Source organism: Halobacterium rubrum (assembly GCF_021729015.1).
In the GTDB taxonomy this organism is placed as follows: Archaea; Halobacteriota; Halobacteria; order Halobacteriales; family Halobacteriaceae; genus Halobacterium; species Halobacterium rubrum.
Window position 1 is genome coordinate 526,845 of the sequence record NZ_JAJQQZ010000002.1, and the last position, 23,672, is coordinate 550,516.

Here is a 23,672-nt window from a genome sequence, read left to right on the forward strand (position 1 = left end):
GGCCGAGTCGTCAGGGGCGTGCAGGCGGCGGGGCGGGCCGGTGCGCGGTGCCGCCGTTTCGAGTCCGCGCGCACCGGGCGGCGGTCAAGTGGTCACGAGCCGGAGTGGTCCCGGCCTCGCACTTGAAGTTCAGCAGGAGCAGTAGTAGTCGCGGTCGTCGAACTCGACGTCGAGCCGGTGGGCGATGGGCGCGGGGTCGCTGGGCCGGTAGACGGCGGTTGTGAGGTCGCCGGCGTCCTCGAAGGCCCCCGAGACGAGCGCCTGCCAGTCCTCGCTGGCGAGCACGTCGCCGGTCTCGCCGCCGGCGACGAGCGGGAGGTAGTCCTCGAGGGAGATCCAGCGCGCGTCCTGCAGGGGGTCGGCCTCGTAGTCGACGCCGGTGGCGTCGCTGTAGGCGGCCATCGGGAGGTTCGCGCCGGCCTGCACGGGCATGCTGATCCACTTCCAGGGCCGGGTGTTGACGTCGAGGAGGACGTACTCGCCGCGGTCGCGGTCGAAGACGAACTCCGCCTCGCTGATGCCGTGGTAGCCGGCGTCCTCGATGACCGACAGGGCGCGCTCGCGGAGTTCGGGGTTCTCGACAGTCTCGACGACGCAGGACGTGCCGTAGCCCAGCGGTGCGCGGACGCGAGCGTTCCCAACGACGGCGAGTGGGTCGCCGTCTTCGGGGACGTAGGAGGCCAGCGACTGGTCCTCGCCGCGCGCGACGGGGACCTTCTCCTGGGCCATGACCTCGATGCCGGTCTCCCGGGCCATCTCGACGACATCGCGGTACTCCTCGCGGTCCGCCACCTCGATGACGTTCGTGCCGACGGCCTCCTCGAACTCGCGCTTGCGCGCGGGTTTGAGCACGAGCGGGAAGCCGAGTGCGTCGGCGGCGTCTTCGGGGTCGGTCCGGGACAGGTGGTGGGTCTCCGGGTACGGGACGCCAAGTTCCTCGCAGCGGTCGTAGAGACTGGTCTTGTCGAGGACGGCGTCCAGCGTCTCGCTGTCCGCGAACGGCAGGCGGACGCCCTCGGGTTCGGTCTCGGCGAACGCGAGCGCCCACTCGTCCATGCAGCCGAACGCCACCGGCTCGTGGTCGAGTGCGGCAGCCAGCGCCTCGACGTCCTCGCGGAAGCCCGCCTCGTCGTCCAGCGGGTACGTGACGCGGCCGGCGTAGTCGACGGCGTCGGAGGGGGGTGCGGCGCCGTCGCCGGACCGGTCCAGCGCGACCACGGGGACGCCGTGGGCGTCGAGCGCGCGAGCGACGGAGAGGCCGGTGACGTGGGCGTTCGCGACGAACGCCGGCGGTCGGTCGAAGTCCGCGTCGGCGAGCGCGTCGCGGAGGTCTGGGAGCTCTCGGAAGGTCACGGGCGGTTTTCCAGGCGGGGCGGCTAAAGCGACCCGGTACCCCGAACGGTCGCCGGTAGTCGGGCGCCGGTCGGGGCTGCGGGCCAGCGACGGCGGATTCGCGGCGACGGTTCGAAGCCTTTATTCGCGCGCTGACCCTGAGCAACGGGTAGTAACTATGTCCGAGAAGCCGGCTTCCATGTACCGGAAGATCGACAAGCCGTCGTACACGCGGCGGGACTACGTCACCGGCATCCCCGGTTCGAAGATCGCCCAGCACCAGATGGGCGACCTGCAGGCCGACGCCGACGAGTACCCCGTCCAGATCAGCCTCGTGCCCGAGGAGCAGTGCCAGCTCCGCCACGGCTCGCTGGAGGCTGCGCGGCTGTCCGCGAACCGCCACCTCATCAAGGAGCTCGGTGAGGGCAACTACAAGATGCAGCTGCGCAAGTTCCCCCACCAGATCATCCGGGAGAACAAGCAGGCGACCGGCGCGGGTGCGGACCGTGTCTCCGACGGGATGCGGCAGGCGTTCGGCGTCCCGGTCGGGACCGCCGCCCGCATCTACCCTGGCGAGCAGCTGTTCACGGCGTACTGCGACGTCGAGCAGGCGGAAGCCGTCAAGGAGGCGTTCCGCCGCGCGTACAACAAGATCACGCCGCCGTGCAAGATCAACGTCGAGCGCGGCGAAGAGCTGCTCGTCCGGTAACGGAGCGGCAGTCCGAGACGCCGGCTTCTCCCGGTTCCTCGGTCCTTTTCACCGGTTTCCGTGTTCGCCAGTAGCGGCGGCTTTTTCCTCCGGGCGTCCCGAGTAAGTGGTATGCTGGGGCTGGCGGTCGCCAACGACGCGGAGACGTTCGAGCGGATGCGCGGGCCGCTGGCCGACCGCGGGATTCGCGCCGAGCACGTCTCCGTGGAGAGCGAGGTGACGCACCTCGGGGACCCGCCCGTGGACGCGTCGCGGTTCGACGCCGGGTTCGTCTACCCGGGCCGCCTGATGGAGGGCGGAGTAGTCGACGCGTTCCTCGACGTGCCGTGGGTGAACGACCGCGCGGCAGTGCTGCGGTCGCGGAACAAGGCGGGGGCGCTGGCGGCGCTGGACGCGGCCGGGGTGCCGGTGCCGGAGACCGTCTACGTCTCGAACCCGGCTGACGCCGGCGAGATCAGGGACGTGTTCGCAAAACTGGAGCCGCCCGTGGTCGTGAAGCCGAACTCGACGACCCGGGGGGTGGGCGTGACGAAAGTCCACGACCCGGACTCGCTGGACGGCGTCACGGACTACCTCGAGCTGGTCCACGACTACCGGGCGACCGGCGACAAGTCCTACCTCGTCCAAGAGTTCCTGGCGGACGCCGTCGACTACCGCGTGATGGTGCTGGACGGCGAGGTCGTCGGCGCGGTCCGGCGGGACTCCCCGGGCTGGAAGCACAACGTCCACGGCGGCGCGACCGCGACGGGCGTCGACCTCCCGGAGCGGCTGCGCGCGCTCGCCGTCGACGCCGCCGACGCGCTCGACATCGACTTCCTCGGCGTGGATATCCTCGCGACCGACGAGTACGCGGTCGTCTCCGAGACGAACGCGCGCCCGACCATCGACGACGAGGCGAAGTACGAGGACGGCTTCTACGACAGGCTGGCGGCGCTGATTCGGCGGACGGCAGAACAGGAAGACGCGGCGTAGCGGCGGGCCGCGGGCTTACTTGACGTCGATGTTCGTCGACGTGTCCGTGCGGTCGAACGCGACCTCGAGGACGCCGTTGTTGTACGTGGCTTCCCCGGAGCGCGCGTCGACGCGGCCCGGCAACTCGATGCGTTCGTCGTACTCGCGGTGGCCGGAGTGCGCGCTGACGGTGACGGAGTCGCCGTCGCACTGGATGGAGATGTCCTCCTTCTCGACGCCCGGCAGGTCCGCGATGACGCGGACGTCGTCGTCGGTCTCGTGGACGTCGACGTGCGTGCTGGACGCGAAGCCGCTCTGGTCGCCGCGCTCGAGGCCCTGCCCTTCGCCCATCATCTCTTCCATCATCCGCTCGATCTCCCGGAAGATGTCGTCGAACGGGTCGTCCCGGTCGTCGCGTCTCATGGCCCGGGCTAGGAGTGGACTGTGGAAAAGGGTTCGGGCTGTGTGAGCCTCCGTCTGGCGCGACGATGACGAGCGTCAGATGCCGAGGGCGTCGTTCGTCGTAGCGACGGACTCCTCGGCGTCAAGCTCGCCGGTGATAGCGCGGACGGCGTCGACGTTCTCGGGGACGACGTCAGACTCCTGGTGGATGGCCTGGAAGCAGTAGAAGTCCGGGCCCTCCATCGTGACGGACTCGCCCCAGAGGCAGTTCTCCCAGAGGTCGCCGCGGGGCCGGCCCATGTCGTTGGCGTACTCCTTGAGGGGGCCGGTGCCCTCGATGCCGAGGTCCGCGTCGAGGACCATGATGCGGGACTGGCCGGCGAGCACGTCGCGGACCTCGTCGGCGTCGGGTTCGCTCTCGAGGGTGACGTTGACGCTGTGCATGTGCATCAGCGTCGCTGGCACCTTCATGCCGAGCGTGTCGATGTCGAGGTCGGGGAAGATGGTCTCGACGTCGGGGCCGTGGTGGCTCGGAATCGTGATGGGGTCCGGGAGGATGTCGTTGATGGGGCCGCGGTCGGTCTGGGCGGGGTCGCCACCGCGGCGCACGAGCGTCGTCCGCACCTTCTCGACGCCGTACTCCTCGCGGAGCGGGGCGAGCAGGCGGGAAAGCCCCGTCGTGTTGCAGGAGACGACGCGGACGTGGTCGGCGCCCTCGGCCGCGGCGAAGTTCGAGCGGGCGTTGAACGAGACGTCCGCGACGTCGGCGTCCTCGCCGCCCTGGTAGATGGCGGGCGTGTCGTGTTTCTCGTAGAGGCTGCGGTTCTGCGCGCCGATGCCCGAGGGCGTGGCGTCGACGACGACGTCGCTGTCGGCGACGAGTTCGTCGACGAGCCCGGCGGTCTCGATGCCGGCCTCGGGGAACTGCTCCGCGCGGTCCTCGACGGCGGCGTAGAGGTCGAACCCGCGCTCGCGGGCCTGTCTGGCCTCGTAGTTCGGGCGGGTCTTGGCGACGCCCGCCACCGTCATGTCGGGCTGGGCGTCGACGGCGTCCGCGACGCGCTTCCCGATGGTGCCGTAGCCGTTGATGCCGACGCGAATCATGTACTGGAGTCTGCCACGGGACGCCGGATAACCGTTTCGAGGTCGCTGTGCGTCGATTTACCGAGGTTCGAGTAAACTGAGTCCGTGTGGTGTGGTGGCGAAGCACTTTCGACCCGCGAGCACGTAGTTGCGGCTGCAGTATGTCCGAGCGCGAGACCGAGCGCGAGGACTGGCAGCTCCCGGAGAACGCGGAGGTGCAGCTAGACCTGTTCGAGGACGTCGAGGAGCCGTCGGACGTGTGACGCCCACCCACCCCACATTTCTCGAAAACGCTATCCGGGCCGCGGACGCACGTCTGGACATGAGTGACTTGCGTGCGGCCGCGGAGACGGCAGTCGAACAGTGCCTCGGCCTCGCGGCCGACGAGACCTGCGTGGTCGTCACCGACGACGACCGCGAGCGCATCGGCGACGCGCTGTACGAGGTCGCCAGCGAGGTCAGCGACGACACCGCCGTCCTCCAGTATCCGACCGGCGACCAGCACGGCGAGGAGCCGCCGGCGCCGGTCGCCGCAGCGATGAAGGACGCCGACGTGTTCCTCGCGCCGACCACGAAGAGCCTGAGTCACACGCGCGCCCGAGGCGCCGCCAACGACGCCGGCGCCCGGGGCGCCACCCTCCCCGGCATCACCGAGGACGTGTTCACGACGGGGCTGGACGCCGACTACGAGACCATCGAAGCCCACTGCGAGGACGTGCTCGCGCAGGTCGCGGACGCCGACGAGGTCCGGGTCACGACGCCCGCCGGCACCGACATCACGTTCGAGGCCGGCGACCGCGAGTGGCGCGACGACACCGGCATCGTCCACGACGACGGCGACTTCTCGAACCTCCCCGCCGGCGAGGTGTTCGTGTCGCCCGAGGACGCCAACGGCACGTACGTCGTCGACGGTACGATGATGCCCCACGGCAAGCTCGACGACGACGAGGCGCTGCGCTTCGAGGTCGCTGACGGCTTCGTCACCGACATCTCGGACGACCAGGTCCGCGAGCAGGTCGAGGCCGCCAGCAACGAAGTCGGCGAGGACGCCTACAACCTCGCGGAGCTCGGCATCGGCACGAACGTCGCCGTCACCGACCTGGTGGGGAGCGTCCTGCTCGACGAGAAGGCCGCCGGCACCGTCCACATCGCCATCGGCGACGACGCCGGCATCGGCGGCGACACCGACGCGCCCCTCCACCTCGACGGCATCATCCGGGAGCCCACGGTTTTCGCCGACGGGGAGGTCGTAGACCTCCCAGCAGTCGAGCGGTAACGCCGCGAGACGGGGAAGAAGTCGAACTGCCGAGCCCGTAATAACGGACTGGGCAGCCGACAGAATCGGCCTACCGGCCATCCGGTATCGGGAGGACTGAAAGGGGCGGCGGGCTCGCCAGCCGAGACGAAGTAAGCACGCGAGCACAGCGAGCGCGCGTGGTTCGAGGGACGCACAGCGTCTCTCGTCACTGAGCGAATCGAAGATTCGCGAGGGCTGCGAACGCTACGCGTTCGCCCGCTCTCGAAAGAGCGCTTCACGCTCTTTCGGCGACAGCGAGACGCAGGCGGCGAGCCCGTCGGGGCTTTCTACACCAGATCATCAGAGTGAGGACTCCGAAAACCAGAATTACAGGATTCCCCTGCTAGACTCCGCGCGTTTTTACGTCCGGACGGACAATTCGTCTGTATGAACGACGTAGTTGACGCTGGGGAGCAGGTCGGACTGTCGTGTCCGTCCTGTTCTCCGGACCTGGAGACGGTCCACGAGGTCTTGACGACCGGCGGGGGCCACGCGACAGTCGAGTGCGGGGAGTGCGGGCACGTCCACAAGGAGAGCCTGGAGAGCGAGGACACCGAGGCCGTCGACGTGGTGGTGTCGCAGGACGGCGAGTCGTTCACGGGCCGGACCGAGTTCGACCCGGAGGAGACGGTGTACGAGGGCGACGAGTTCATCGTGGAGACCGAGGAGACCATCGCGCAGGTCCGTGTCACGAGCATCGAGGTCGGCCCCGAGGACCGGACGACGCGCGCGGACGTCGAGGACGTCGAGACCGTCTGGACGCGCGCCGTGGACAACGTCTCCGTGGACGTGACCGTCCACCCGAAGGAGGGCAGCGACGAGGGCAGTCGGAGTCTGGAAGTCCACGTGCCAGGCGACTTCGAGTTCGTCGTCGGGGAGACCGCCGAGTTCGGCGACGAGGAGTTCGAGGTGGAGGGCATCCACGTCCGAGAGTCCGCCGAGGGCGACTACAAGTTCCCGAAGCTCGGGGAGGCCGGTGACACGGTGTTCGCGAAGGACGTGAAACGCGTCTACGGCGCGGACGAGTCCAGCGCCGCCTGGTCCGCCTGGTAACGAGGAGAGGTATCCAGAGATGTCGGACAGAGCCAGCGAGCGGGCGGCGCTCGCCGACGCGCTCGCCCGCCGGCCGAACGTCAGCGACCGGGCCGCAGATGCCATCCGAACCGTGCCCCGCCACGAGTTCGTGCCAGCGGGCAAGCGGTCGTCGGCGTACGACGACCGGCCGCTGCCCATCGGCGAGGGCGCGACCATCAGCGCGCCGCACATGGTCGCCATCGTCGCGACCCACCTCGACCTCCGCGAAGGCGATACGGTCCTCGAAATCGGGACGGGCTGTGGTTACCACGCCGCGGTGACGGCCGAGCTGGCCGGCGCCGAGAACGTCTACTCGGTGGAGTACGTCGACGAGCTCGCCGAGCGCGCGAGGCAGACGCTCGCCGACACCGGCTACGGCGACGTCTCGGTTCGGGTGGGGGACGGCCACGACGGCTGGCCCGAGCACGCGCCGTACGACGCTGCCTACCTGACGTGCGCGGCGGCCGAGTTCCCCGGCGCGGTCGTCGACCAAGTAGAGACGGACGGGCGAGTGGTCGCACCCATCGGGACGGGCCGCCAGCGGCTCGTCGTCGGCGAGAAGCGCGCAGACGGCGGCCTCGACACGACCGACGAGGGCGCGGTGCGGTTCGTGCAGATGCAGGGCGGCGACGGCGAGGACGACTGAGCGGAGCGTGCCACTCGCGGCAGCCGCCGCTGGCTATCGGGTCAGCCGCCGTGCTACCTGCCGGGTCGGCCGCCGGGCTACCTGCCGGGGCCGCCCCACTTTTTCCGCGCGGACGCCGTGCGCCCGGTATGGACGACTACCGCGAACTGCTGTTGCTGCGGGCGGCCCGCGAGACCGGGGTGCTGGACGCGCTGGTTTCCACTGCCGACACGCCCGGTGAGGTCGCCGAGCAGGCGGGCGTGACCGAGCGCGCCGCCGAGCAGACCGTCGGCGCGCTCGTCGACCTCGGCTTTCTGGAGTGGGTCGGCGGCGCCGTCCAGCCGACCAACCGCATGCTCGGGTTCGTCACGAAGACCGACGTGCGCTCCGTCGGCTCGCTCCCCCGAGCGCTGGACGTGGCGGGCGCGCTCGTGGACCTCCCCGACGCGATGCAGTCGGGTGACCCGGCGGCGTTCGGCGTCGACGACGAGACGGCGCGCCGGAATCGGCTCGGCGCTGCTGCTGCCCGGGACACCGCCGACGTGCGAGCGGCGGTGACGGCGGCGGTCCGCGAGCACCCCGAGGCCGACTCGGTGCTCGTCGTCGGCGACGACGCCGGCCAGCACGCCGTCGAGTTCGCGCGCCGCGGCTTCGACGCGGCGCTGCGCCACGAGACCGACGTCGTCGACGCGCTCCGTCCGCTGCTGGCGCCCGAACCGGTCGAACTCGTCGCGGGTCCCGTCCCGGAGCCCGTCGACGCGGATGCCGACCTCGTCGTGCTACCACACGCCCTCGCGGAGCGAAGCGACGAGGAGGCAAGCGAGGTGCTCGCTGCCGCCCGGGAGTCCGCGAGCGAGGACGGCGGCGTCGTGGTCGCCATCGATACGTTTGGCAGCGACCCCGGACTGACCGCCGAGCTGCTCGCGACGACGACTGGCGGCGCCGTCCGCGAGCCGGAGACGGTCGCGGCGTGGTTCGAGGACGCCGAGCTCGCAGACACGGGCACCGCGGACGTGCCGGGAACGGGCTACGGCGTGGTGGCCGGTCGCAGGCGCGCAGTTCAATAGGCTGCGGGCGGAACTTCCGCCATGGAGTTCGCGGCGCTGCGCGAGGAGATGGTCGACAGCCTCCTCCACGAGGGGACGGCCTTGCCGGACGCACGGCCGGCGGACGCGGCGATGCGCGCGGTGCCCCGCCACGAGTTCGTCGACGCCGACCACCGCGCGTACACCGACCAGTCGTTCGAACATCAGGGAACGCGGGTGCTCCCGCCGTCGACGGTCGCCCGGCTGGTCGCCGCACTCGAACCACGCGAGGGCGACGACGTGCTCGTCGTCGGCGCCGGTGTCGGGTACACGGTCGCGGTGCTCGCCGAGATTGTCGGCCCCGAGCACGTCCACGCCGTCGACATCGACCGCCAGCTCGTCTACGACGCCCGCGGGAACCTCGCGGACGCCGGCTACGGCGACGTGCTCGTGGACTGCCGGGACGGCGCCGAAGGCCTCCCGGAGTACGCGCCGTTCGACCGTGTGCTGGTGGAGGCGGCGGCGGTCGGCGCGCCGCCAGCGCTGCTCGAACAGCTCGCCGACGACGACGGCCGGCTGGTGTTCCCCGAGGGGACGGGCGACCAGCGGCTGGTGTCCGTCGACGCGAGCGGGGAGACTGTCGGCGTCCACGGCCCGGTGGCGTTCGCGCCGCTGCTGGTGGACGGCGAACAGGCCAGCGCCGTTGAGCGCAACCGCACCGTCCGGGAGGACCGCGAGCGCGCGGCGAAGGCCGCCGAGTCGCGGCGAGGCTGGGAGCGCGACTGGATCGACTGGGACGACTACTGACGGACCACCAGGAGGTTCGTGTTCTCGCGGCGGTCGACGTACTGGTCGCCGGCCGGCGGCTTCAGCGAGATGCGTAGCGTGCCGTCGGCCTGGTTCGGGCCGAGTTCGGGCGCGATGTCGAGGCTGGCGGTGCCGTCGTCCCCCGTCGTCGCGGTGGCGACGCCGTCGAGGTCGGCGGTCCCGCTCTTCACGACGACGGTCGCGCCGGAGACGGGGTCGCCGTCTGCGTCTACGGCCGTCACGTTGACGGTCTGCTCGCCGGGTTCGACGACGTCCGGGCTGGGTTTCGCGTCGAGTTCGCTGACGGCGAGCGTGTTCACGCCGTTGACCATGCTGAGCATCACGCTGAGCGCGGCGACGCCGACGACGAACGCGACGACGAGCCGGACTGGCAGCCCCTCGATGCCGCGGTCGTCGTCGGCGAACTGGCCGAGCGCGAGCCGGCGCCGGAGCCGGTCTGGGAACGAGTCGAACACGGCCCGGAGTGGTCCCGCTCTCGCTGATAAAGGCTCGTGCGAGGGTTCTTCCGTGGAGACGGGACCACTCCGGGACATGGACGTGCTCGGTGGCGACGGCGCGGTCTGTGGACGGCTCGGGCGCTACCTCGCCCGGGACGGCAGCACGGGAGCGCGGGTGGCGCTGGACTTCGACCGGCCGCACGCGGGCGTGGTCGTGGGGAAGCGCGGCAGCGGGAAGTCCCACACGCTCGGCGTGCTGGCCGAGGGGCTGGCGGAGGCACCCGGCGTCGCGCCGGTCGTCGTCGACCCGATGGGAGCGTTCGGAGGACTGCGAGCGGGTGGGCTGGACGCGGTGACGCCCAGGGTGCGGGCGGACGCGCTCGACCCGCGGGCGTGGTGCGTGCTGCTCGACCTCGACCCCGCCAGCCACGCGGGGACGCTCGTCTGGCGGGCGGCGGCCGCCGAGTCGACGCTCGACGGGATGCGGTCGTGGGTCGCCGAGTCGAGCGCGTCGGCGGCGGCGAAGCGCGGCGCCGGCAACCACCTCGCGCTCGCTGCGTCCTGGGGATGTTTCCGACCGGACGCGCCGAGCGCTGGCGCGCTGGTCGACGGCGGCGGCGCGGTACTCGACTGCACGCAGTATCGGGGGGCGGCGCTGCAGGCGGTCGTGGCGGCGGTCGCGTCGGGGCTGTACGACCTCGCGGCGACCGGCGACCGGCGGACCCCGCTCCCGTGGCTGCTCGTGGACGAGGCGCACGCCGCGGCAGCCGGCGCCGCGCGCGAGGCGGTCGACACGCTGTACACGCGAGGCCGGGCGCCGGGTGCGAGCGTCGTGCTGGCGACCCAGCGCCCGAGCGCGCTCCCCGAGACCGCCGTCTCGCAGTCCGACCTCGTGGTCGCTCACAGACTGACCAGCGAGCGCGACGTGGACGCGCTCGCGTCCGTGCAGCCGACCTACCTCGCCGGGTCGCTCGCCGACCGCCTCCCTCGGGGGACCGGCGACGCGCTCGTCGTCGACGACGCCACGGAGACGGTCTGCACCGTCCGGGTGCGCGAGCGCCGCACCGAGCACGGCGGTGAGAGCGCGCGGGCGACGAGCGTCGCAACCGGGCTGGAGGCAGGCGGTCGTGCCGAGTAGCCCGGGCAGTCGGCGACGGCGGCGGCACTGGGGTGAACCCTTTTGGCCGCCCCCGGCTCTAGTGCGACGCGATGACGGAGCGCAGCCCCCGACGCCTCCTCCGGGTCGACCTCGGCGAAGAGACGGTCGAGAGCGAGCCGGTGCCGGAGGCGTGGCTGCGGCGCTACCTCGGCGGGAAGGGGCTGGGCGCCCGGTACCTCTACGACGAACTCGACGCCGGCGTCGACCCGCTCGGCCCGGAGAACGCCCTGCTGTTCCTGCTGGGGCCGCTTTCCGGGCTGCTCCCCGGGGAGTCGCGGTACGCCGCCGTCACGAAGTCCCCGCTCACCGGTGGGTTCCTCGACTCGTACGCGGGCGGGCAGTTCCCGGGGGCGCTGGCGGGCGCACTCCCCGAGCACGTCGGCGTCCTCGTGACCGGCGTCGCCGAGGAGCCGGTCCGGCTCGTCGTCCGCGACGACGACGCGACTCTCGAGCCGGCCGGAACGTGGGGCTCGGACACCGCCGAGACGGCGGCCGCGTTCCCGGACGCCGAGGTGGCGTGCATCGGTCCCGCCGGCGAGAACCGGGTGGCGTACGCCACCATCGCGTCGGACGGCGGCGAGCACCACGCCGGCCGCGGCGGCGCGGGCGCGGTGATGGGCAGCAAGCGCCTGAAGGCCGTCGTGGCGCACGGCGACCCGCCGTCGGGGCTGGCGGCGCTCCGGGAGTCGTACGCCGAGCGGTTCCGCGAGGACGCGACCGGGCGGTGGCTCGACGCCAGCGGCACCGTCGAGACGGTGGACTTCGCCGACGAGGTCGGCGCGCTCGCTACCCGGGGCTGGCGGGACTCCGAGTTCGAGGGCAGCGAGGACGTGGGCGTGGCGGCGGTCCGGGAGCGCGCGGTCGGCCGGGAACGCGACGAGGACACCGGGCAACGGGGGTTCCACGTCGACACCGACGCCGGCGAGTCGGTCCCCCGGGGTGCGACGGCGATGTCGCTAGGCGCGGGACTCGGCATCGACGACTTCGACGCGGTCGCCGCGCTCGGCGAGACCTGCAACCGGCTGGGCGTCGACCTCGTGAGCGCCGGGAGTGCAATCGCGTGGGCGGTCCGCGCCAGCGTCGAGGGGTACGTCGGCCGGCCGCTGGCCTTCGGGGACGCCGACGACGCCCGCGAGGTGCTCGGGGAGATTGCGCGCCGGGAGACCGACCTCGGAGCCGCGCTGGCCGACGGCGTCGACGCCGCGGCGCAGCGGTATGGCGGCGAGGCGTTCGCGCCGACGGTCAAGGCGATGGAGCTGCCGGCGTACGACCCCCGGGGTGCGGCGAGCATGGCGCTCGCGTACGCGACCAGCGACCGGGGCGCCTGCCACCGGCGCGCGCTCCCCGTGGAGCGCGAGGTGTTCGACGGCGAGTGGTCGCCGGAGCGCGCGGCTCGCGGCGTCGTCGCCGAGCAGGACCGCCGGTCGGTGCTGTGGAGCCTCGTGGTCGACGACTTCGTCGGCGACGTCTTCGACGACCTCGGGGCGGAGTGGCTGGACGCCGCCGGCGTCGACTACGCGGGCGACCTGGAGACGCTGGGCGAGCGCGTCTGGACGCTCACCCGGCTGTTCAACGTCAGGGAGGGCGTCTCCCGGGCGGACGACAGCCTCCCGGCGGTGCTCCGGGGGCCGCCGGAGGCCGGCGGTGATGCCGACAGTGGTGACGCCGGCGGCGTGGACCCCGAGCGCTTCGAGGCGATGCTTGACGCCTACTACGAGCGCCGGGGGTGGAGCCGGGCCGACGGCCGACCGACCCGGGAGACCGTCGAACGGCTCGGACTCGGTGGTGTGGTGGACGACGCGACGCCGCTGGGAGCGCCCGGGGACTAACCGCTGGGAACCGCGCGGTGGCTTTATTGCCAGACGCGCCGACAGTTCGACGCATGGTGCCACGTACCGTGGGTGGTGTGGATGTCCGGTGAGCCCGACGAACCGGTGAAGACCATCTGTCCGTACTGCGGCGTCGGCTGCGGCATCTCCGTCCAGTCGGGCGACGAGCCCGGCGACATGCGGTTCCTGCCGTGGGGCGACGCCCCGGTCAACGAGGGGCGGGTCTGCATCAAGGGCGGCGCGGCGACAGAGGTCGTCGACCACGAGGACCGCCTGACCGAGCCGCTCGTCAGGGAGGACGGCGAGTTCCGCGAGGCGTCGTGGGCGGAAGCGTACGACCGCGTGGAGTCCGAGCTCCGGCGCATCCGCGACGAGCACGGGCCGGACGCGATGGGGTTTTTCGCGTCCTCGAAGACGACCAACGAGGAGAACTACCTCCTCCAGAAGCTCGCGCGGCGCTACGGCACGAACAACGTCGACAACTGCACGCGGATGTGCCACGCGTCGACGGTGTGGGCGCTGCGCACGTCGCTGGGCGCCGGCGCGATGACCAACAGCATGGCGGACCTCCGGGCGGAGACCGACGTGTTCTGGATCCAGGGCGCGAACCCCGGCGAGCAACACCCCATCGCCAACAGCCAGTACTTCCGGCAGGCGGTGCTGGACGGCGCGACCGTGATTCAGGTGGACCCACACGCGAACAAGACGACGCGGTCGTTCGAGATCGAGGACACCGACCGCCACCAGCACCTCCAGCTCGAGCCCGGCACCGACATCCCGCTGCTGAACGTCGTGCTGAAGACGATTCTGGAGCGCCACGAGGCCGACCCCGACGCCGGCTGGATAGACGAAGCGTTCGTCGAGGAGCGTACGAAGGGCTTCGAGGACCTGCAGGAGACGCTGGCGGACTTCGACAAGGAGGCGGCCGCCGAGGAGTGTGGCGTCCCGCTGGAGGCCATCGAGGCGGCGGCCGAGAAGTACGCGATGGCCGACAATGCCGCCATCTTCACCGGGATGGGGATGAGCCAGCACGCCTGCGGCGTCGACAACGTCCAGAACGAGATCAACCTCGCGCTCGTCACGGGGAACCTCGGGAAGCCGGGGTCGGGCGTGAACCCCCTCCGCGGCCAGAACAACGTCCAGGGGACCTGCGACGTGGGCGCGATGCCGAACGTCCTCCCCGGCTACCAGCTCGTCGACGACGACGAGGCCCGGCAGTCCGTCGAGGACGTCTGGGGCTTCGAGGTGCCCGACGAGCCCGGGCTGACGAACGTCGAGATCTCCCACGAGGCCGGCGAGTCGGTTCACGGCCTCTACGTGATGGGCGAGAACCCCGTGATGAGCGAGCCGGACGGCAACCGCGTCGAGGAGCGCCTCGAGCAACTCGAGTTCATGGTCGTGCAGGACATCTTCATGACGGAGACGGCCGAGCACGCCGACGTGGTGCTGCCGGCGACGTCGTGGGCGGAGCGCGGCGGCACCGTCACGAACACCGACCGGCGCGTCCAGCGCATGCGCGCCGTCGAGAAGGTCCACGAGTCGACCGAGCACGACCTCGAGATGCTGATGGAGGTCGGCAGCCGGCTGTTCGGCCCCGAGGACTTCCGGTTCGACGACGCCGAGGCGGTCTTCGAGGAGCTCCGGCAGGTGTGTCCGAGCTACCACGGGATGACCTACGACCGACTCGGGACGGAGGGCATCCAGTGGCCCTGCGAGGAGCCCGGCGACGAGGGCGACCAGTTCCTCTACGAGGACAGCTTCGACACCGAGGACGGCCTCGGCCGCATCGTGGGCGTCACCCACCAGCCGCCGGCGGAGACGCCCGACGACGAGTACCCGCTCGTGCTCACGACCGCCCGCCTCGAGGAGCACTACAACACGGGCACGATGAGCCGGCGGTCGCCGACGCTGAACCGCCAGACGCCCGAGAACTTCGTGGACGTCCACCCGGCGGACGCCGAGCGCTTCGGCATCGAGGACGGCGACACGGTGGCGCTGCGCTCGCGCCGCGGCGAGATCGAGGTCGAAGCCCACGTCACCGAGGACATCAAGGAGGGCGTGGTGTGGACCACGCCGCACTTCGCGGCGGCGTCCGCGAACCGGCTGACGAACGACGTGCTCGACGAGCGCGCGAAGATTCCCGAGTACAAGGCCGCCGCCGCCGACGTGTCGGTGGCGATCGAGGCCACCGACGACGACAGCACCGGGGCGGCCGGCGACGACTGACCGAGACACCGCGGCGCTGCCGGGCCATCACTCGACTTCTGGGCCGTACTTGTCTTTCCAGCGCCGCCAGAGCACCGTGTAGAGGTCCCACTGCGTGAGGCCGTCGTGGCGTGCGGCGAGGTCGCGGGCGGCGTCGAGGAACCGGCCGTAGTCGTCGACGTCGAGGGAGTCGGGGGACTCCGAGTCGAGGTCGGTGAGGTCGGCGACGACCCGCCACTCGCGCTCGCCGACGACCTGATAGCGGTCGGGGTCGACGAACAGCAGGAACGCCGACCCGACACCGACGTCCACGCCGGAGAGGTCCAGCAGGGCCGACAGCGCCGCCTCGTAGTCGGGGGCGTCGCAGGCCGCAGCGATGGCGGCCCGGACGTCGGCGGGGTCGGCGGCTTCGAACTCGCCCTCGATGCGGCGGCGTTGTGCGCCCGGGTAGGCGCCGAGGAACCGCCGGAAGTACCACTGGACGACCCACTCGGCGTCCCGGGGGCCGTAGTCGCCCTCGCGGAAGGCGTCGGGCAGCGTCTCGACGGCCTCCCGCTCGACCGCGTACAGCGGCTCCTCGTCCCGGTACGTTGACCGGTAGCGTTCCACGGTTTCGTCGTCCACAGCCGCCAGTCCGGCGGCCGGACGCATAACGGTTGGCCGGCGAAAGCGAGTCGGCACACTGTGGCGGGCGGCGACCAAGACTCTTGGCGGTGCGCGGCCAACCACCGGTCGTGCGAAGTGGCGTCATCATCGCGGGCGGCCGGTCGACGCGGTTCGAGGGCGGCGACAAGGCGGTCGCCGACCTCGCCGGCGAGCCGATGGTCCGCCGGGTCGCCGACCGGGTCGCGGCGGTCGTCGACAAACTCGTCCTGAACTGCCGGACTGACCAGGAGCCGGCGCTCAGGGAAGCGGTCGAGGGCGTGGGCGTGCCGGTGTCGGTGGCGGTCGACCCGGAGCCCGACCGGGGGCCGACGGCGGGGCTGGCGGCCGGGCTCGGCGCGGCCGACGCCGAGTACGCCGCCGTCGTCGCCTGCGACATGCCGTTCGTCGACCCCGCGTTCCTCGCGTGGCTGTTCGAGCGAGCCGACGACCACGACGCCGCCGTGCCGCGGCCGGACGACTGGTACCAGACGACGCAGGCGGTCTACCGGACCGGGTCGGTCGCGGCCGCCTGCGAGCGCGTGCTCGCGGACGACGACGCCGACAGCCGCATCCTGACGGCGCTGTCGGACCTCGACGTGGCCGCCGTCGACCGGGAGGCCGTCGAGGCGCACGGCTCGATGGAGACCTTCGAGAACGTCAACACGCACGAGGACCTCCAGGCTGCGAGCGAACAGTTCTGAACGGCGGGCCGTCGGCAGTCAGCGCTCGACGACGCCCACGAGCGGGTCGTCGGCCCGCAGTTCGGCGAGCACGACCCGCGGGACGTCCTCGGCGAGCGCGAGGAGGGCTTCGGCGATCTCGCGGGCCGTTCCCTCGAGGTGGTCGTCGTCGACCTTGTTCACGAGCGGGACGGCGGTCGCGCCGACGGGGACGCCTCTCAGGCCGCCGTCCGGACTCGCCAGCACCTTCGCGACGTCGCCGGGACCGATGGTTTCGCCGGGGTCGCGGCCGGTGAGCGCGGCGACGCGGTCGACGCGGTGGACCGTCTCGCCGTCCAGCGGCCGCCCGACGGCGTGCGCGCTGACCACGGGGACGACCGTGTCGGCAGTCCGGGGGAGTTGTGGCTCGCTGTCGTCGGGGGCCTTGAACTCTCGCATCCGGGCGCCGTCGGCCTTCACGACCACGGGGTGGTCGGTGGCCGCGAGGTCGGCGACGACTGCCGTGTCGTAGCCCCGGTAGCGGTCCTCGCGCTCGCGCTCCGGAACGACGCCCAGTGGGAAGTCGCCGGAGTCGGCGGCCGCGACGGCGGCCACTGGGTCGTCGGTGACGGCGACGCGCGCGACCCAGTCGTCGAAGATGGGGATGCGGACGGTGGCCGTGACCACGGGCTCGTCGAGGCGGGCGGCCAGCGTCGCCATCGCCGTCTTCTTCCCGCCCGCGCCGACCACGCATGTCGTGCCGTCGCGCGCCTCGAGCGCGTCGACGATGTCCATGTCGATGGAAGGGACGGCGCCCGGTTAACGGTTATCCGTGCAGTGGCGGCTAGGGCTGCGACGACGCCAGCAGCGTCGGTGGCGGGGCAGGGCTGGCTGCCAAACCTATTTGGGCCCGCCGTTCGGTCGTTGTATCTATGCCGATACAACGACGGAAGTTCCTCGCCACTGCCGGCACTGCGGCGGCCGCCGGGCTGGCGGGCTGTTCGAGCGTGCTCGGGAGCGACAGCGGCGACACCGGCGTCGCCGGCGAGACGCTGACGCTCACCACGACCACGAGCACGTACGACACCGGCCTGCTGGACGCCCTGAATCGGCCGTTCCAGAAGCGCTACGGCGTCACGGTCGACGCCGTCGCGCAGGGCACCGGGGCAGCTCTGGAGACGGCGCGGAACGGCGACTCGGACGTCGTCATGGTGCACGCCCGGTCGCTCGAAGACGAGTTCATGCGGCAGGGGTACGGCGTGAACCGCCGGGACCTGATGTTCAACGACTTCGTCGTCGTCGGCCCCGAGAGCGATCCCGCCGGCGTCGCGGGCAGCGACTCGGCGACGGGGGCGTTCGCGGCCATCGCCGAGTCCGGGTCGACGTTCGTCTCCCGGGGCGACAACTCCGGGACGCACACGAAAGAGAAGGTGGTCTGGGAGGAGGCCGGCGTCGAGCCCGGCGGGAACTGGTACCGGGAGGCCGGCGCGGGGATGGGCGACGTGCTCAATCAGGCCAGCGAGAGCCGCGCGTACACCCTCGCAGACCGCGGGACGTTCCTCTCGATGCAGACGAGAATCGACCTCTCGATTCTCGTGCAGGGCCCCATCGAGGGCGGCCCCGAGTTGCTCTCGAACCCATACGGCATCATCGCCGTCAACCCCGCCGTCCACGAGAACGTCAACTACGACCTCGCGATGGCGTACATCGGCTACGTCACCAGCCCCGAGGGCCAGGAAGTCATCGACGACTACACCGCGAACGGCCAGCAGCTGTTCTTCCCGCGCGCCCTCTCGGAGGACCCGGACTTCCAGCAGTACGTCCCCGAGGGCTGGCGCAGCGAGGCGGACGACTCATGACGTCCCCCGAGGTGACCTGAGCCGTGTTACCGACTGGCGTACTGGGCGTGTTCGCGGACGCGGCCGCCGTGCCGTTCGTGGCGTTCCCCTTCGAGCCCCGGTACGTCCTCAGCATCGTCTTCGTCTCGCTGTACGTCAGCGTCACCGCGGTCGTGCTCAGCACGCTCGCGAGCGTGCCACTGGCCATCGCGGTCGGCTTCGCCGACTTCCGGGGGAAGCGGCTGGTGACGTCGATAATCAACACGGGAATGGGGTTCCCGAGCGTCGTCGTCGGCCTGCTCGTGCTCGTGACGCTGTCGAACTCGGGACCGCTCGGGCACCTCGAGTTGGTGTTCACGAAGAAGGCGATGATCATCTCGCAGTTCGTGCTGGCGACGCCCCCCATCACTGGCATCACGCTCGCGGCCGTGACCGGCGTCCGGGAGGACGTCCGGGACGCCGCGTTCGCGCTCGGCGGGACGCGGACCGACGTGGCTCTGACCGTCGTCAAACAGGCCCGCTACGGCATCGCGACGGCCGTGCTCGCCGGGTTCGGGCGCGCCATCAGCGAGGTCGGGTCCGTGCTCATCGTCGGCGGGAACATCGCCGGCGCGGGCGGCGTCTCCAAGACGCGGACGCTGACGACCGCAATCCGACTCGAAGCGCGGCAGGGCCGCTACGAGCTCGCGCTCGTGCTCGGCGCGGTGCTGGTCGCCGTCGTGCTCGCCGTCAACGCCGTGGTCGTCCGGCTCGGCGACAGCAAGACCTGGACGGGAGGTGGGCTGCGGTGAGCCTCGACGCCCGCGGCGTCACCCACGCCTACGACGACGAAGACGGCGGCGGCGGAACGGGCGACGCACGGCGCAGTGACGGCGGGACGAGCGTCGCCGGCAGCGGGACGGACGGCTCGCCGGTCGTCCGCGACGTCTCGCTGTCCGTCGACCCGGGCGAGGTGGTCGCCGTCATCGGGCCGTCGGGCGTCGGGAAGACCACGCTGCTGCGGCTGCTCGGGCTGTTCGCGCGGCCCGACGAGGGCGCGATAGCGGTCGACGGGACCGAGGCGTGGGCGGCCGGCGAGCGCGACCGGCTGGCGCTGCGGCGCGACATCGGCGTGGTCTTCCAGGAGGCTAGCCTGTTCGACGCCACCGTCGCGCGCAACGTCGAGTACGGCCTCCGGGTGCGGCGGTCGTGGCGCGAGCGCCTCCGGGACGAACTCCGGGGGTTGGTCGGCGACCACGAGCCCCCCGACGCCGTCCGGGACGCGCTCGAAGTGGTCGGACTCGCGGACTACGTCGACCACGACGCCGGCTCGCTGTCCGGCGGCGAGGCCCAGCGGGTGGCGTTCGCTCGCGCGCTCGCCTACGACCCGAACTACCTGCTGCTGGACGAACCGACGTCCGACCTCGACCCGCGGAACACGGCGGTCATCGAGGACGCCGTCGCGGACGCCAGCGACCGGGGCATCGGTACGGTCGTCGCCACCCACGACATGAATCAGGCGCGCCGGGTCGCCGACCGGGCCGCGGTCCTGCTCGGCGACGGCGTCGTCGAGGCCGGGCCGACCGAGCGCGTGTTCGAGGACCCGCGGGACGACCGAACGCGGCAGTTCATCGCGGGGGAGCTGGTGTACTGATGGACGACGACTTCGCCGCGCGGCTGGCCGTCGGCGACGACGTCACCGTCGACGAGCGCGACGTGGAGATGCTGGCGGCCATCGACCGCGAGGGGTCGATGCACGCCGCCGCCCAGCACCTCGGCCGGTCGTACCCCCACATGCAGCGGCGCCTCGACGAGCTGGAGGCTGCGGCCGGCGACCTGACGGAGCGGGCGCGCGGCGGCGCGGGCGGCGGCGGCACCACGCTCACGGACGACGGACGGGCCGTCGTCCGGCGGTTCTCGCGACTGCGAGCGGAGCTGTCCGGGGCGGCGTCCGTCACCGAGTCCGTGTTCCCGGGGACGGTCGTGGACCGGGACGGCGAGATCGCGTCCGTGGAGACAGACGCCGGCACCGTCGCCGCCGTGACGCCGCCAGACGCCTCGACAGTCGACGTGACCGTGCGGTCGGACGCCGTGGCGCTCGGTCGGCCGGGCGGCGTCGACCCGGACGACACGAGCCTGCGCAACGAACTCGCGGGCACCGTCAGCGAGGTCGACGCCGGCGACGCCGTCGTGGCGGTGACCGTCGAACTCGACGGCGGCCCGGCGCTGCACGCGCTCGTCACCGAGGCGAGCCGCGACCGGCTCGACCTCGCCGCGGGCCGCCGGGTGGTCGCGCGCTTCAAGGCCACCGCGACCCGGGCGGTTCCCGTAGACCCGAGTCGGCAGTAGGAGAGCGGGGCGGGTATCGGTTCGGCCCTCCGGAGAGTCGTGGGTTTTTGGCCGTCGCAGCCCTCCGGTCCGGTATGACACACGACCGCAAGACCGCCGGGTTCAAGGAGCGAACCCGGGTCGACGCGGCGCGCGAGCGGCTGCTCTCGGCCGTCGAGGGGCTCTCGCGCACCGAGACGGTGTCCCTCGGGGAGGCCGACGGGCGCGTGCTCGCCGCGGACGCGGTGGCGCCGCGGCCCGTCCCGCACTACGCGCGGGCGGCGATGGACGGCTTCGCAGTCAGGGCCGAGGACACGTTCGGCGCCGGCGACCGGTCGCCGGCCGTCCTCGACGTGGCCGACGACGAGGCGGTCGGGCCGAACCGGGCAGTCCGCGTGCACACTGGCAGCGACCTGCCCGAGGGCGCGGATGCCGTGGTGATGATCGAGGACGTCGAGCGGCGCGGCGACCGCATCGAGGTGTTCGACGCGGCCGCGGGCGGCGAGAACGTCGCGCCGGTCGGCGAGGACGTCGGGGAGGGCCAACACCTCTACGACGCCGGCCACCGGCTACGGCCGTCGGACCTCGGGCTCCTGAAGTCGGTCGGCGAGGACGCCGTCGAGGTGTACGAGCGCCCGTCCGTGAGCGTGATTCCGACCGGCGAGGAACTCGTGCAGGCCGACCCCGGCCCCGGTGAGGTCGTCGAGACGAACGGCCAGACCGTCGCCCAGTACGTCTCGCGGTGGGGCGGTGACCCGACCTACCGGGACGTCGTCACCGACGACGAGGCCGCGCTCCGGGCGGCGGTTCGCGGCGACGTCTCGGACCACGACGTCGTGGTGACCACGGGCGGCTCCTCCGTGGGCGAGCGCGACCTGCTGCCGGAGGTGCTCTCGGAGCTGGGCGAGATACTGGTGCACGGCGTCGCACTGAAGCCCGGCCACCCGGTCGCGTTCGGCGTCGTCGAGGACACGCCCGTGGTTGCACTTCCGGGGTACCCCGTCGCCGCCATCGTGAACGCCGTCCAGTTCCTCCGCCCGGCGCTCAAGACGGTGGGTCGCCTCCCCATCCAGGACCACCCGGCGACCGAGGCCGAGCTCGCACGGAAAATCGCCAGCGAGCCCGGAACGCGGTCGTTCGTCCGCGTCGAGCTGGACGAGACCGAGGGGGGCGGCGACAGTGGCAGCGAGGACGGTGCCGACGGCGACGGTGGCCGCCCGACTGCGACGCCGACGCGCGCGAGCGGGTCCGGAGTGCTGTCCAGCGTCGCGCTGGCGGACGGCTGGGTGGTCGTGCCGGAGGGCCGCGAGGGGTACGACGCGGGGACGACGGTCGCAGTCCAGAACTGGGAGTGGTCGGCGTGAGCGAGGACGGCGACCGCCGCGAGTTCCGGGACCTCGCGTCGCCGGAGCGCGCCCGCGAGGTGCTCGCCTCGCTTGACCTCGACCCGGAGCCGGAGAACGTCCCGCTGGCCGACGCCCGTGGGCGGGTGCTGGCCGAGCGCGTCGACGCCGCGCTCGACGTGCCGGGGTTCGACCGCGCGAGCATGGACGGGTACGCCGTCGTCGCCGAGGACACGTTCGACGCCGACGAGGTCGACCCCGTCAGGCTCGACGTCGTCGGGGCGGTCCACGCCGGGGAGGAGCCCAGTGTCGCCGTCGAACCGGGGTCCGCCGTCGAGGTGTCGACGGGCGCCGTCGTGCCGCCCGGTGCCGACGCGGTCGTGAAAGTCGAGGAGACGACGGAGGCCGACGGCGGCGACGCGGTCGAGGTGCGGACGAGCGTCGCACCCGGCGACGCCGTGATGCTGGCGGGTGCCGACATCGCCGCCGGGTCGCGGGCGCTCGGCCCCGGGACGGAGCTGACCGCGCGGGAGATCGGGTTGCTGTCGGCGCTCGGCGTCGACGAGGTGCCGGTCCGCGGCACGCCGACGGTCGGCATCGTGTCGACCGGCGACGAGCTCGTGCGGCCGGGTGAATCCCTCGACAGCGCCGCCGGCCAGATTCACGACGTGAACAGCTACGCCATCGCGGCGGCCGTCGAGGAGGCCGGCGGCGACCCGGTGCTGTACCCGCACGCCGGCGACGACTACGACGAGATGGAGCGACTGCTCGTCGAGGGCGCCGAGGAGTGCGACCTCGTGCTGTCCTCGGGGTCGACGTCCGCGAGCGCCGTCGACGTCATCTACCGGGTGGTCGAGGAGCGCGGCGACCTGCTGTTGCACGGCGTCGCCGTCAAGCCCGGGAAGCCGATGCTCGTCGGCGAGATCGGCGGGGCGGCGTACGTCGGCCTGCCGGGCTACCCAGTGTCGGCGCTGACCATCTTCCGGGCGTTCGTCGCGCCGCTCGTCCGCGAGGCGGCCGGACTGGACGAACCCCGGACGGCCGTCGTGAGCGGCGAGATGGCCGTCCAGGAACGCTACGGCGAGGGGCGCCAGCGCCTGCTGCCCGCCGGCCTCGTCGCCGACGGCGACGGCGACCTGCTCGTCTACCCCGTCGACAAGGGCAGCGGCGCGACCACGAGTCTCGTGGACGCCGACGGCACCGTCACGGTGCCCGCCGACACCGCCTACCTCGCCGCGGGCGAGTCCGTGGACGTGACGCTGTTCTCGCCGGACGTCCGGCCGCCGCGGGTGCTGGCCGTCGGCGAGGACGACCCGCTGTTCTCGCGGGTGCTGGACGACGTCGCCCGGCCGCGGTTCCTCCCGGTCGGCACCCGCGAGGGGCTGCGGCGGCTCCGCGAGGGCGTGCCGGACGTCGCCGTCGTCGCCGGCCCCGAGACGCCCGACGGCGACACCGTCGACCTCGGCGGCTGGACCCGGGACTGGGGGCTGGTCGTCCCCGACGGGAACCCGGACGGCGTCGACGGCCTCGGCGACCTCGTGGACCGCGACCTCCGACTGGTGAACCGGGACGCGGGCTCGGGGCTCCGCCGGAGCTTCGACGACGCCGTCGAGGCGCTGGCCGACGAGCGCGCGACGAGTCGCCGGGAACTCACCGACGCCATCGACGGCTACGGGCTGACGACGAAAGCCCACGAGAGCCCGGCTCGCAAAGTCGCGGCGGGCGAGGCGGACGCCGGGCTCGGGCTGCGAGCGACGGCGGCGAGCCTCGGGCTCGGGTTCGTCCCGCTCGGCACACAGCCGGTGGACGTCGTGGCGGCGCCCGAGCGAGCCGAGAAGCCCGGCGTCCGGGACCTCGCGGACGCGCTCGCGGACTGCGGCCGGCTGGCCGCGTCGCTGGACGGTATCGAACCGCAGTGAGAAGT

Annotated in this window: 23 protein-coding genes; 17 read left to right on the plus strand and 6 right to left on the minus strand. The window is 72.2% G+C overall.

Features of this window, described 5'->3' with window-relative positions; translation table 11 throughout:
- Nucleotides 1–129: 129 nt before the first annotated feature.
- Nucleotides 130–1,353 (minus strand): carboxylate--amine ligase, encoded by a 1,224-nt coding sequence (locus LT971_RS16535; RefSeq protein ID WP_237006823.1) that lies wholly within the window; start codon nt 1,351–1,353, stop codon nt 130–132.
- Between the two features lie 157 nt (nt 1,354–1,510).
- On the opposite strand from LT971_RS16535, the gene LT971_RS10220 reads away from it, so the two are divergent.
- Both LT971_RS10220 and LT971_RS10225 read left to right on the plus strand, forming a co-directional pair.
- A complete protein-coding gene (locus LT971_RS10220; protein WP_237006824.1) occupies nt 1,511–2,041 on the plus strand; it encodes a 50S ribosomal protein L16 in 531 nt (176 codons plus the stop codon).
- Nucleotides 2,042–2,152: 111 nt separating this feature from the next.
- Nucleotides 2,153–3,013, plus strand: coding sequence for an ATP-grasp domain-containing protein (locus LT971_RS10225; RefSeq protein WP_237006825.1), 861 nt, complete (start codon nt 2,153–2,155; stop codon nt 3,011–3,013).
- Nucleotides 3,014–3,028: 15 nt separating this feature from the next.
- On the opposite strand, the gene LT971_RS10230 is transcribed toward LT971_RS10225, so the two are convergent.
- Together LT971_RS10230 and LT971_RS10235 are read right to left on the minus strand one after the other, a co-directional pair.
- Complete coding sequence (locus tag LT971_RS10230; protein WP_237006826.1) at nt 3,029–3,415, minus strand: Hsp20/alpha crystallin family protein; 387 nt, start codon at nt 3,413–3,415, stop codon at nt 3,029–3,031.
- Between the two features lie 75 nt (nt 3,416–3,490).
- Complete coding sequence (locus LT971_RS10235; protein ID WP_237006827.1) at nt 3,491–4,498, minus strand: type II glyceraldehyde-3-phosphate dehydrogenase; 1,008 nt, start codon at nt 4,496–4,498, stop codon at nt 3,491–3,493.
- Between the two features lie 301 nt (nt 4,499–4,799).
- Here LT971_RS10235 and LT971_RS10240 point away from each other — a divergent pair, with 301 nt between their 5' ends.
- From LT971_RS10240 to LT971_RS10260, 5 genes are all read left to right on the plus strand, one after another.
- On the plus strand, nt 4,800–5,753 hold the full coding sequence (locus tag LT971_RS10240) for an aminopeptidase (RefSeq protein WP_237006828.1): 954 nt from the start codon (nt 4,800–4,802) through the stop codon (nt 5,751–5,753).
- 408 nt (nt 5,754–6,161) lie between these two features.
- Nucleotides 6,162–6,827, plus strand: coding sequence for an HVO_0476 family zinc finger protein (locus LT971_RS10245; protein WP_237006829.1), 666 nt, complete (start codon nt 6,162–6,164; stop codon nt 6,825–6,827).
- Between the two features lie 19 nt (nt 6,828–6,846).
- Nucleotides 6,847–7,494 carry a protein-L-isoaspartate(D-aspartate) O-methyltransferase gene (locus LT971_RS10250; protein WP_237006830.1) on the plus strand — a complete coding sequence of 216 codons (648 nt, stop codon included), beginning with the start codon at nt 6,847–6,849 and terminating at the stop codon, nt 7,492–7,494.
- 128 nt (nt 7,495–7,622) lie between these two features.
- The gene (locus LT971_RS10255) at nt 7,623–8,540 is read left to right on the plus strand and encodes a hypothetical protein (protein ID WP_237006831.1); all 918 of its coding nucleotides are present in this window, start codon (nt 7,623–7,625) and stop codon (nt 8,538–8,540) included.
- Nucleotides 8,541–8,561: 21 nt separating this feature from the next.
- Complete coding sequence (locus LT971_RS10260; RefSeq protein ID WP_237006832.1) at nt 8,562–9,305, plus strand: protein-L-isoaspartate O-methyltransferase family protein; 744 nt, start codon at nt 8,562–8,564, stop codon at nt 9,303–9,305.
- On the opposite strand, the gene LT971_RS10265 is transcribed toward LT971_RS10260, so the two are convergent.
- Entirely contained in the window at nt 9,299–9,781 is a 483-nt protein-coding gene (locus tag LT971_RS10265; protein ID WP_237006833.1) for a DUF7382 domain-containing protein, read from the minus strand. The two genes, LT971_RS10260 and LT971_RS10265, sit on opposite strands and share 7 nt — an antisense overlap.
- 76 nt (nt 9,782–9,857) lie before the next feature.
- On the opposite strand from LT971_RS10265, the gene LT971_RS10270 reads away from it, so the two are divergent.
- From LT971_RS10270 to fdhF, 3 genes are all read left to right on the plus strand, one after another.
- Nucleotides 9,858–10,901: an ATP-binding protein gene (locus LT971_RS10270; RefSeq protein ID WP_237007040.1), complete on the plus strand. Its 1,044-nt coding sequence runs from the start codon at nt 9,858–9,860 to the stop codon at nt 10,899–10,901.
- A 71-nt stretch (nt 10,902–10,972) separates the two neighbouring features.
- Complete coding sequence (locus LT971_RS10275) at nt 10,973–12,751, plus strand: aldehyde ferredoxin oxidoreductase family protein (RefSeq protein WP_237006834.1); 1,779 nt, start codon at nt 10,973–10,975, stop codon at nt 12,749–12,751.
- Nucleotides 12,752–12,832: 81 nt separating this feature from the next.
- Nucleotides 12,833–14,977: a formate dehydrogenase subunit alpha gene (fdhF, locus tag LT971_RS10280; protein ID WP_237006835.1), complete on the plus strand. Its 2,145-nt coding sequence runs from the start codon at nt 12,833–12,835 to the stop codon at nt 14,975–14,977.
- 27 nt (nt 14,978–15,004) lie between these two features.
- Here the strand turns inward: fdhF and LT971_RS10285 are convergent, their stop codons facing one another.
- On the minus strand, nt 15,005–15,580 hold the full coding sequence (locus LT971_RS10285) for a hypothetical protein (RefSeq protein ID WP_237006836.1): 576 nt from the start codon (nt 15,578–15,580) through the stop codon (nt 15,005–15,007).
- A 110-nt stretch (nt 15,581–15,690) separates the two neighbouring features.
- Here LT971_RS10285 and mobA point away from each other — a divergent pair, with 110 nt between their 5' ends.
- Nucleotides 15,691–16,302 (plus strand): molybdenum cofactor guanylyltransferase, encoded by a 612-nt coding sequence (gene mobA, locus LT971_RS10290; RefSeq protein WP_237006837.1) that lies wholly within the window; start codon nt 15,691–15,693, stop codon nt 16,300–16,302.
- A gap of 18 nt (nt 16,303–16,320) precedes the next feature.
- Here mobA and yqeC read toward each other — a convergent pair whose 3' ends face one another.
- On the minus strand, nt 16,321–17,055 hold the full coding sequence (gene yqeC, locus LT971_RS10295) for a selenium cofactor biosynthesis protein YqeC (RefSeq protein ID WP_237006838.1): 735 nt from the start codon (nt 17,053–17,055) through the stop codon (nt 16,321–16,323).
- A 137-nt stretch (nt 17,056–17,192) separates the two neighbouring features.
- Here yqeC and LT971_RS10300 point away from each other — a divergent pair, with 137 nt between their 5' ends.
- The 6 genes from LT971_RS10300 (at nt 17,193) to LT971_RS10325 (ending at nt 23,667) form a co-directional block, all read left to right on the plus strand.
- Nucleotides 17,193–18,119 carry an ABC transporter substrate-binding protein gene (locus LT971_RS10300; protein WP_237006839.1) on the plus strand — a complete coding sequence of 309 codons (927 nt, stop codon included), beginning with the start codon at nt 17,193–17,195 and terminating at the stop codon, nt 18,117–18,119.
- Nucleotides 18,120–18,187: 68 nt separating this feature from the next.
- Nucleotides 18,188–18,889, plus strand: a complete 702-nt coding sequence (locus tag LT971_RS10305) for an ABC transporter permease (protein WP_336885801.1) — start codon at nt 18,188–18,190, stop codon at nt 18,887–18,889.
- Nucleotides 18,890–19,029: 140 nt separating this feature from the next.
- The gene (locus LT971_RS10310) at nt 19,030–19,731 is read left to right on the plus strand and encodes an amino acid ABC transporter ATP-binding protein (RefSeq protein WP_272904810.1); all 702 of its coding nucleotides are present in this window, start codon (nt 19,030–19,032) and stop codon (nt 19,729–19,731) included.
- Nucleotides 19,731–20,426, plus strand: a complete 696-nt coding sequence (locus LT971_RS10315) for a TOBE domain-containing protein (RefSeq protein ID WP_237006842.1) — start codon at nt 19,731–19,733, stop codon at nt 20,424–20,426. Before LT971_RS10310 ends, LT971_RS10315 begins: the two co-directional genes overlap by 1 nt.
- A 74-nt stretch (nt 20,427–20,500) precedes the next feature.
- Nucleotides 20,501–21,769: a molybdopterin molybdotransferase MoeA gene (locus LT971_RS10320; RefSeq protein WP_237006843.1), complete on the plus strand. Its 1,269-nt coding sequence runs from the start codon at nt 20,501–20,503 to the stop codon at nt 21,767–21,769.
- Nucleotides 21,766–23,667: a molybdopterin biosynthesis protein gene (locus LT971_RS10325; RefSeq protein ID WP_425293273.1), complete on the plus strand. Its 1,902-nt coding sequence runs from the start codon at nt 21,766–21,768 to the stop codon at nt 23,665–23,667. The genes LT971_RS10320 and LT971_RS10325 overlap by 4 nt, the downstream gene beginning before the upstream one ends.
- Nucleotides 23,668–23,672 lie beyond the last annotated feature (5 nt).

What these genes read in the sequence shown, in the direction of transcription:
- LT971_RS10220 (WP_237006824.1), top strand. Translation starts at nt 1,511, where the DNA reads ATGTCCGAGAAGCCGGCTTCCATGTACCGGAAGATCGACAAGCCGTCG.
- LT971_RS10225 (WP_237006825.1), top strand. Translation starts at nt 2,153, where the DNA reads ATGCTGGGGCTGGCGGTCGCCAACGACGCGGAGACGTTCGAGCGGATG.
- LT971_RS10230 (WP_237006826.1), bottom strand. Translation starts at nt 3,415, where the DNA reads ATGAGACGCGACGACCGGGACGACCCGTTCGACGACATCTTCCGGGAG.
- LT971_RS10235 (WP_237006827.1), bottom strand. Translation starts at nt 4,498, where the DNA reads ATGATTCGCGTCGGCATCAACGGCTACGGCACCATCGGGAAGCGCGTC.
- LT971_RS10240 (WP_237006828.1), top strand. Translation starts at nt 4,800, where the DNA reads ATGAGTGACTTGCGTGCGGCCGCGGAGACGGCAGTCGAACAGTGCCTC.
- LT971_RS10245 (WP_237006829.1), top strand. Translation starts at nt 6,162, where the DNA reads ATGAACGACGTAGTTGACGCTGGGGAGCAGGTCGGACTGTCGTGTCCG.
- LT971_RS10250 (WP_237006830.1), top strand. Translation starts at nt 6,847, where the DNA reads ATGTCGGACAGAGCCAGCGAGCGGGCGGCGCTCGCCGACGCGCTCGCC.
- LT971_RS10255 (WP_237006831.1), top strand. Translation starts at nt 7,623, where the DNA reads ATGGACGACTACCGCGAACTGCTGTTGCTGCGGGCGGCCCGCGAGACC.
- LT971_RS10260 (WP_237006832.1), top strand. Translation starts at nt 8,562, where the DNA reads ATGGAGTTCGCGGCGCTGCGCGAGGAGATGGTCGACAGCCTCCTCCAC.
- LT971_RS10270 (WP_237007040.1), top strand. Translation starts at nt 9,858, where the DNA reads ATGGACGTGCTCGGTGGCGACGGCGCGGTCTGTGGACGGCTCGGGCGC.
- LT971_RS10275 (WP_237006834.1), top strand. Translation starts at nt 10,973, where the DNA reads ATGACGGAGCGCAGCCCCCGACGCCTCCTCCGGGTCGACCTCGGCGAA.
- fdhF (WP_237006835.1), top strand. Translation starts at nt 12,833, where the DNA reads ATGTCCGGTGAGCCCGACGAACCGGTGAAGACCATCTGTCCGTACTGC.
- yqeC (WP_237006838.1), bottom strand. Translation starts at nt 17,055, where the DNA reads ATGGACATCGTCGACGCGCTCGAGGCGCGCGACGGCACGACATGCGTG.
- LT971_RS10300 (WP_237006839.1), top strand. Translation starts at nt 17,193, where the DNA reads ATGCCGATACAACGACGGAAGTTCCTCGCCACTGCCGGCACTGCGGCG.
- LT971_RS10315 (WP_237006842.1), top strand. Translation starts at nt 19,731, where the DNA reads ATGGACGACGACTTCGCCGCGCGGCTGGCCGTCGGCGACGACGTCACC.
- LT971_RS10320 (WP_237006843.1), top strand. Translation starts at nt 20,501, where the DNA reads ATGACACACGACCGCAAGACCGCCGGGTTCAAGGAGCGAACCCGGGTC.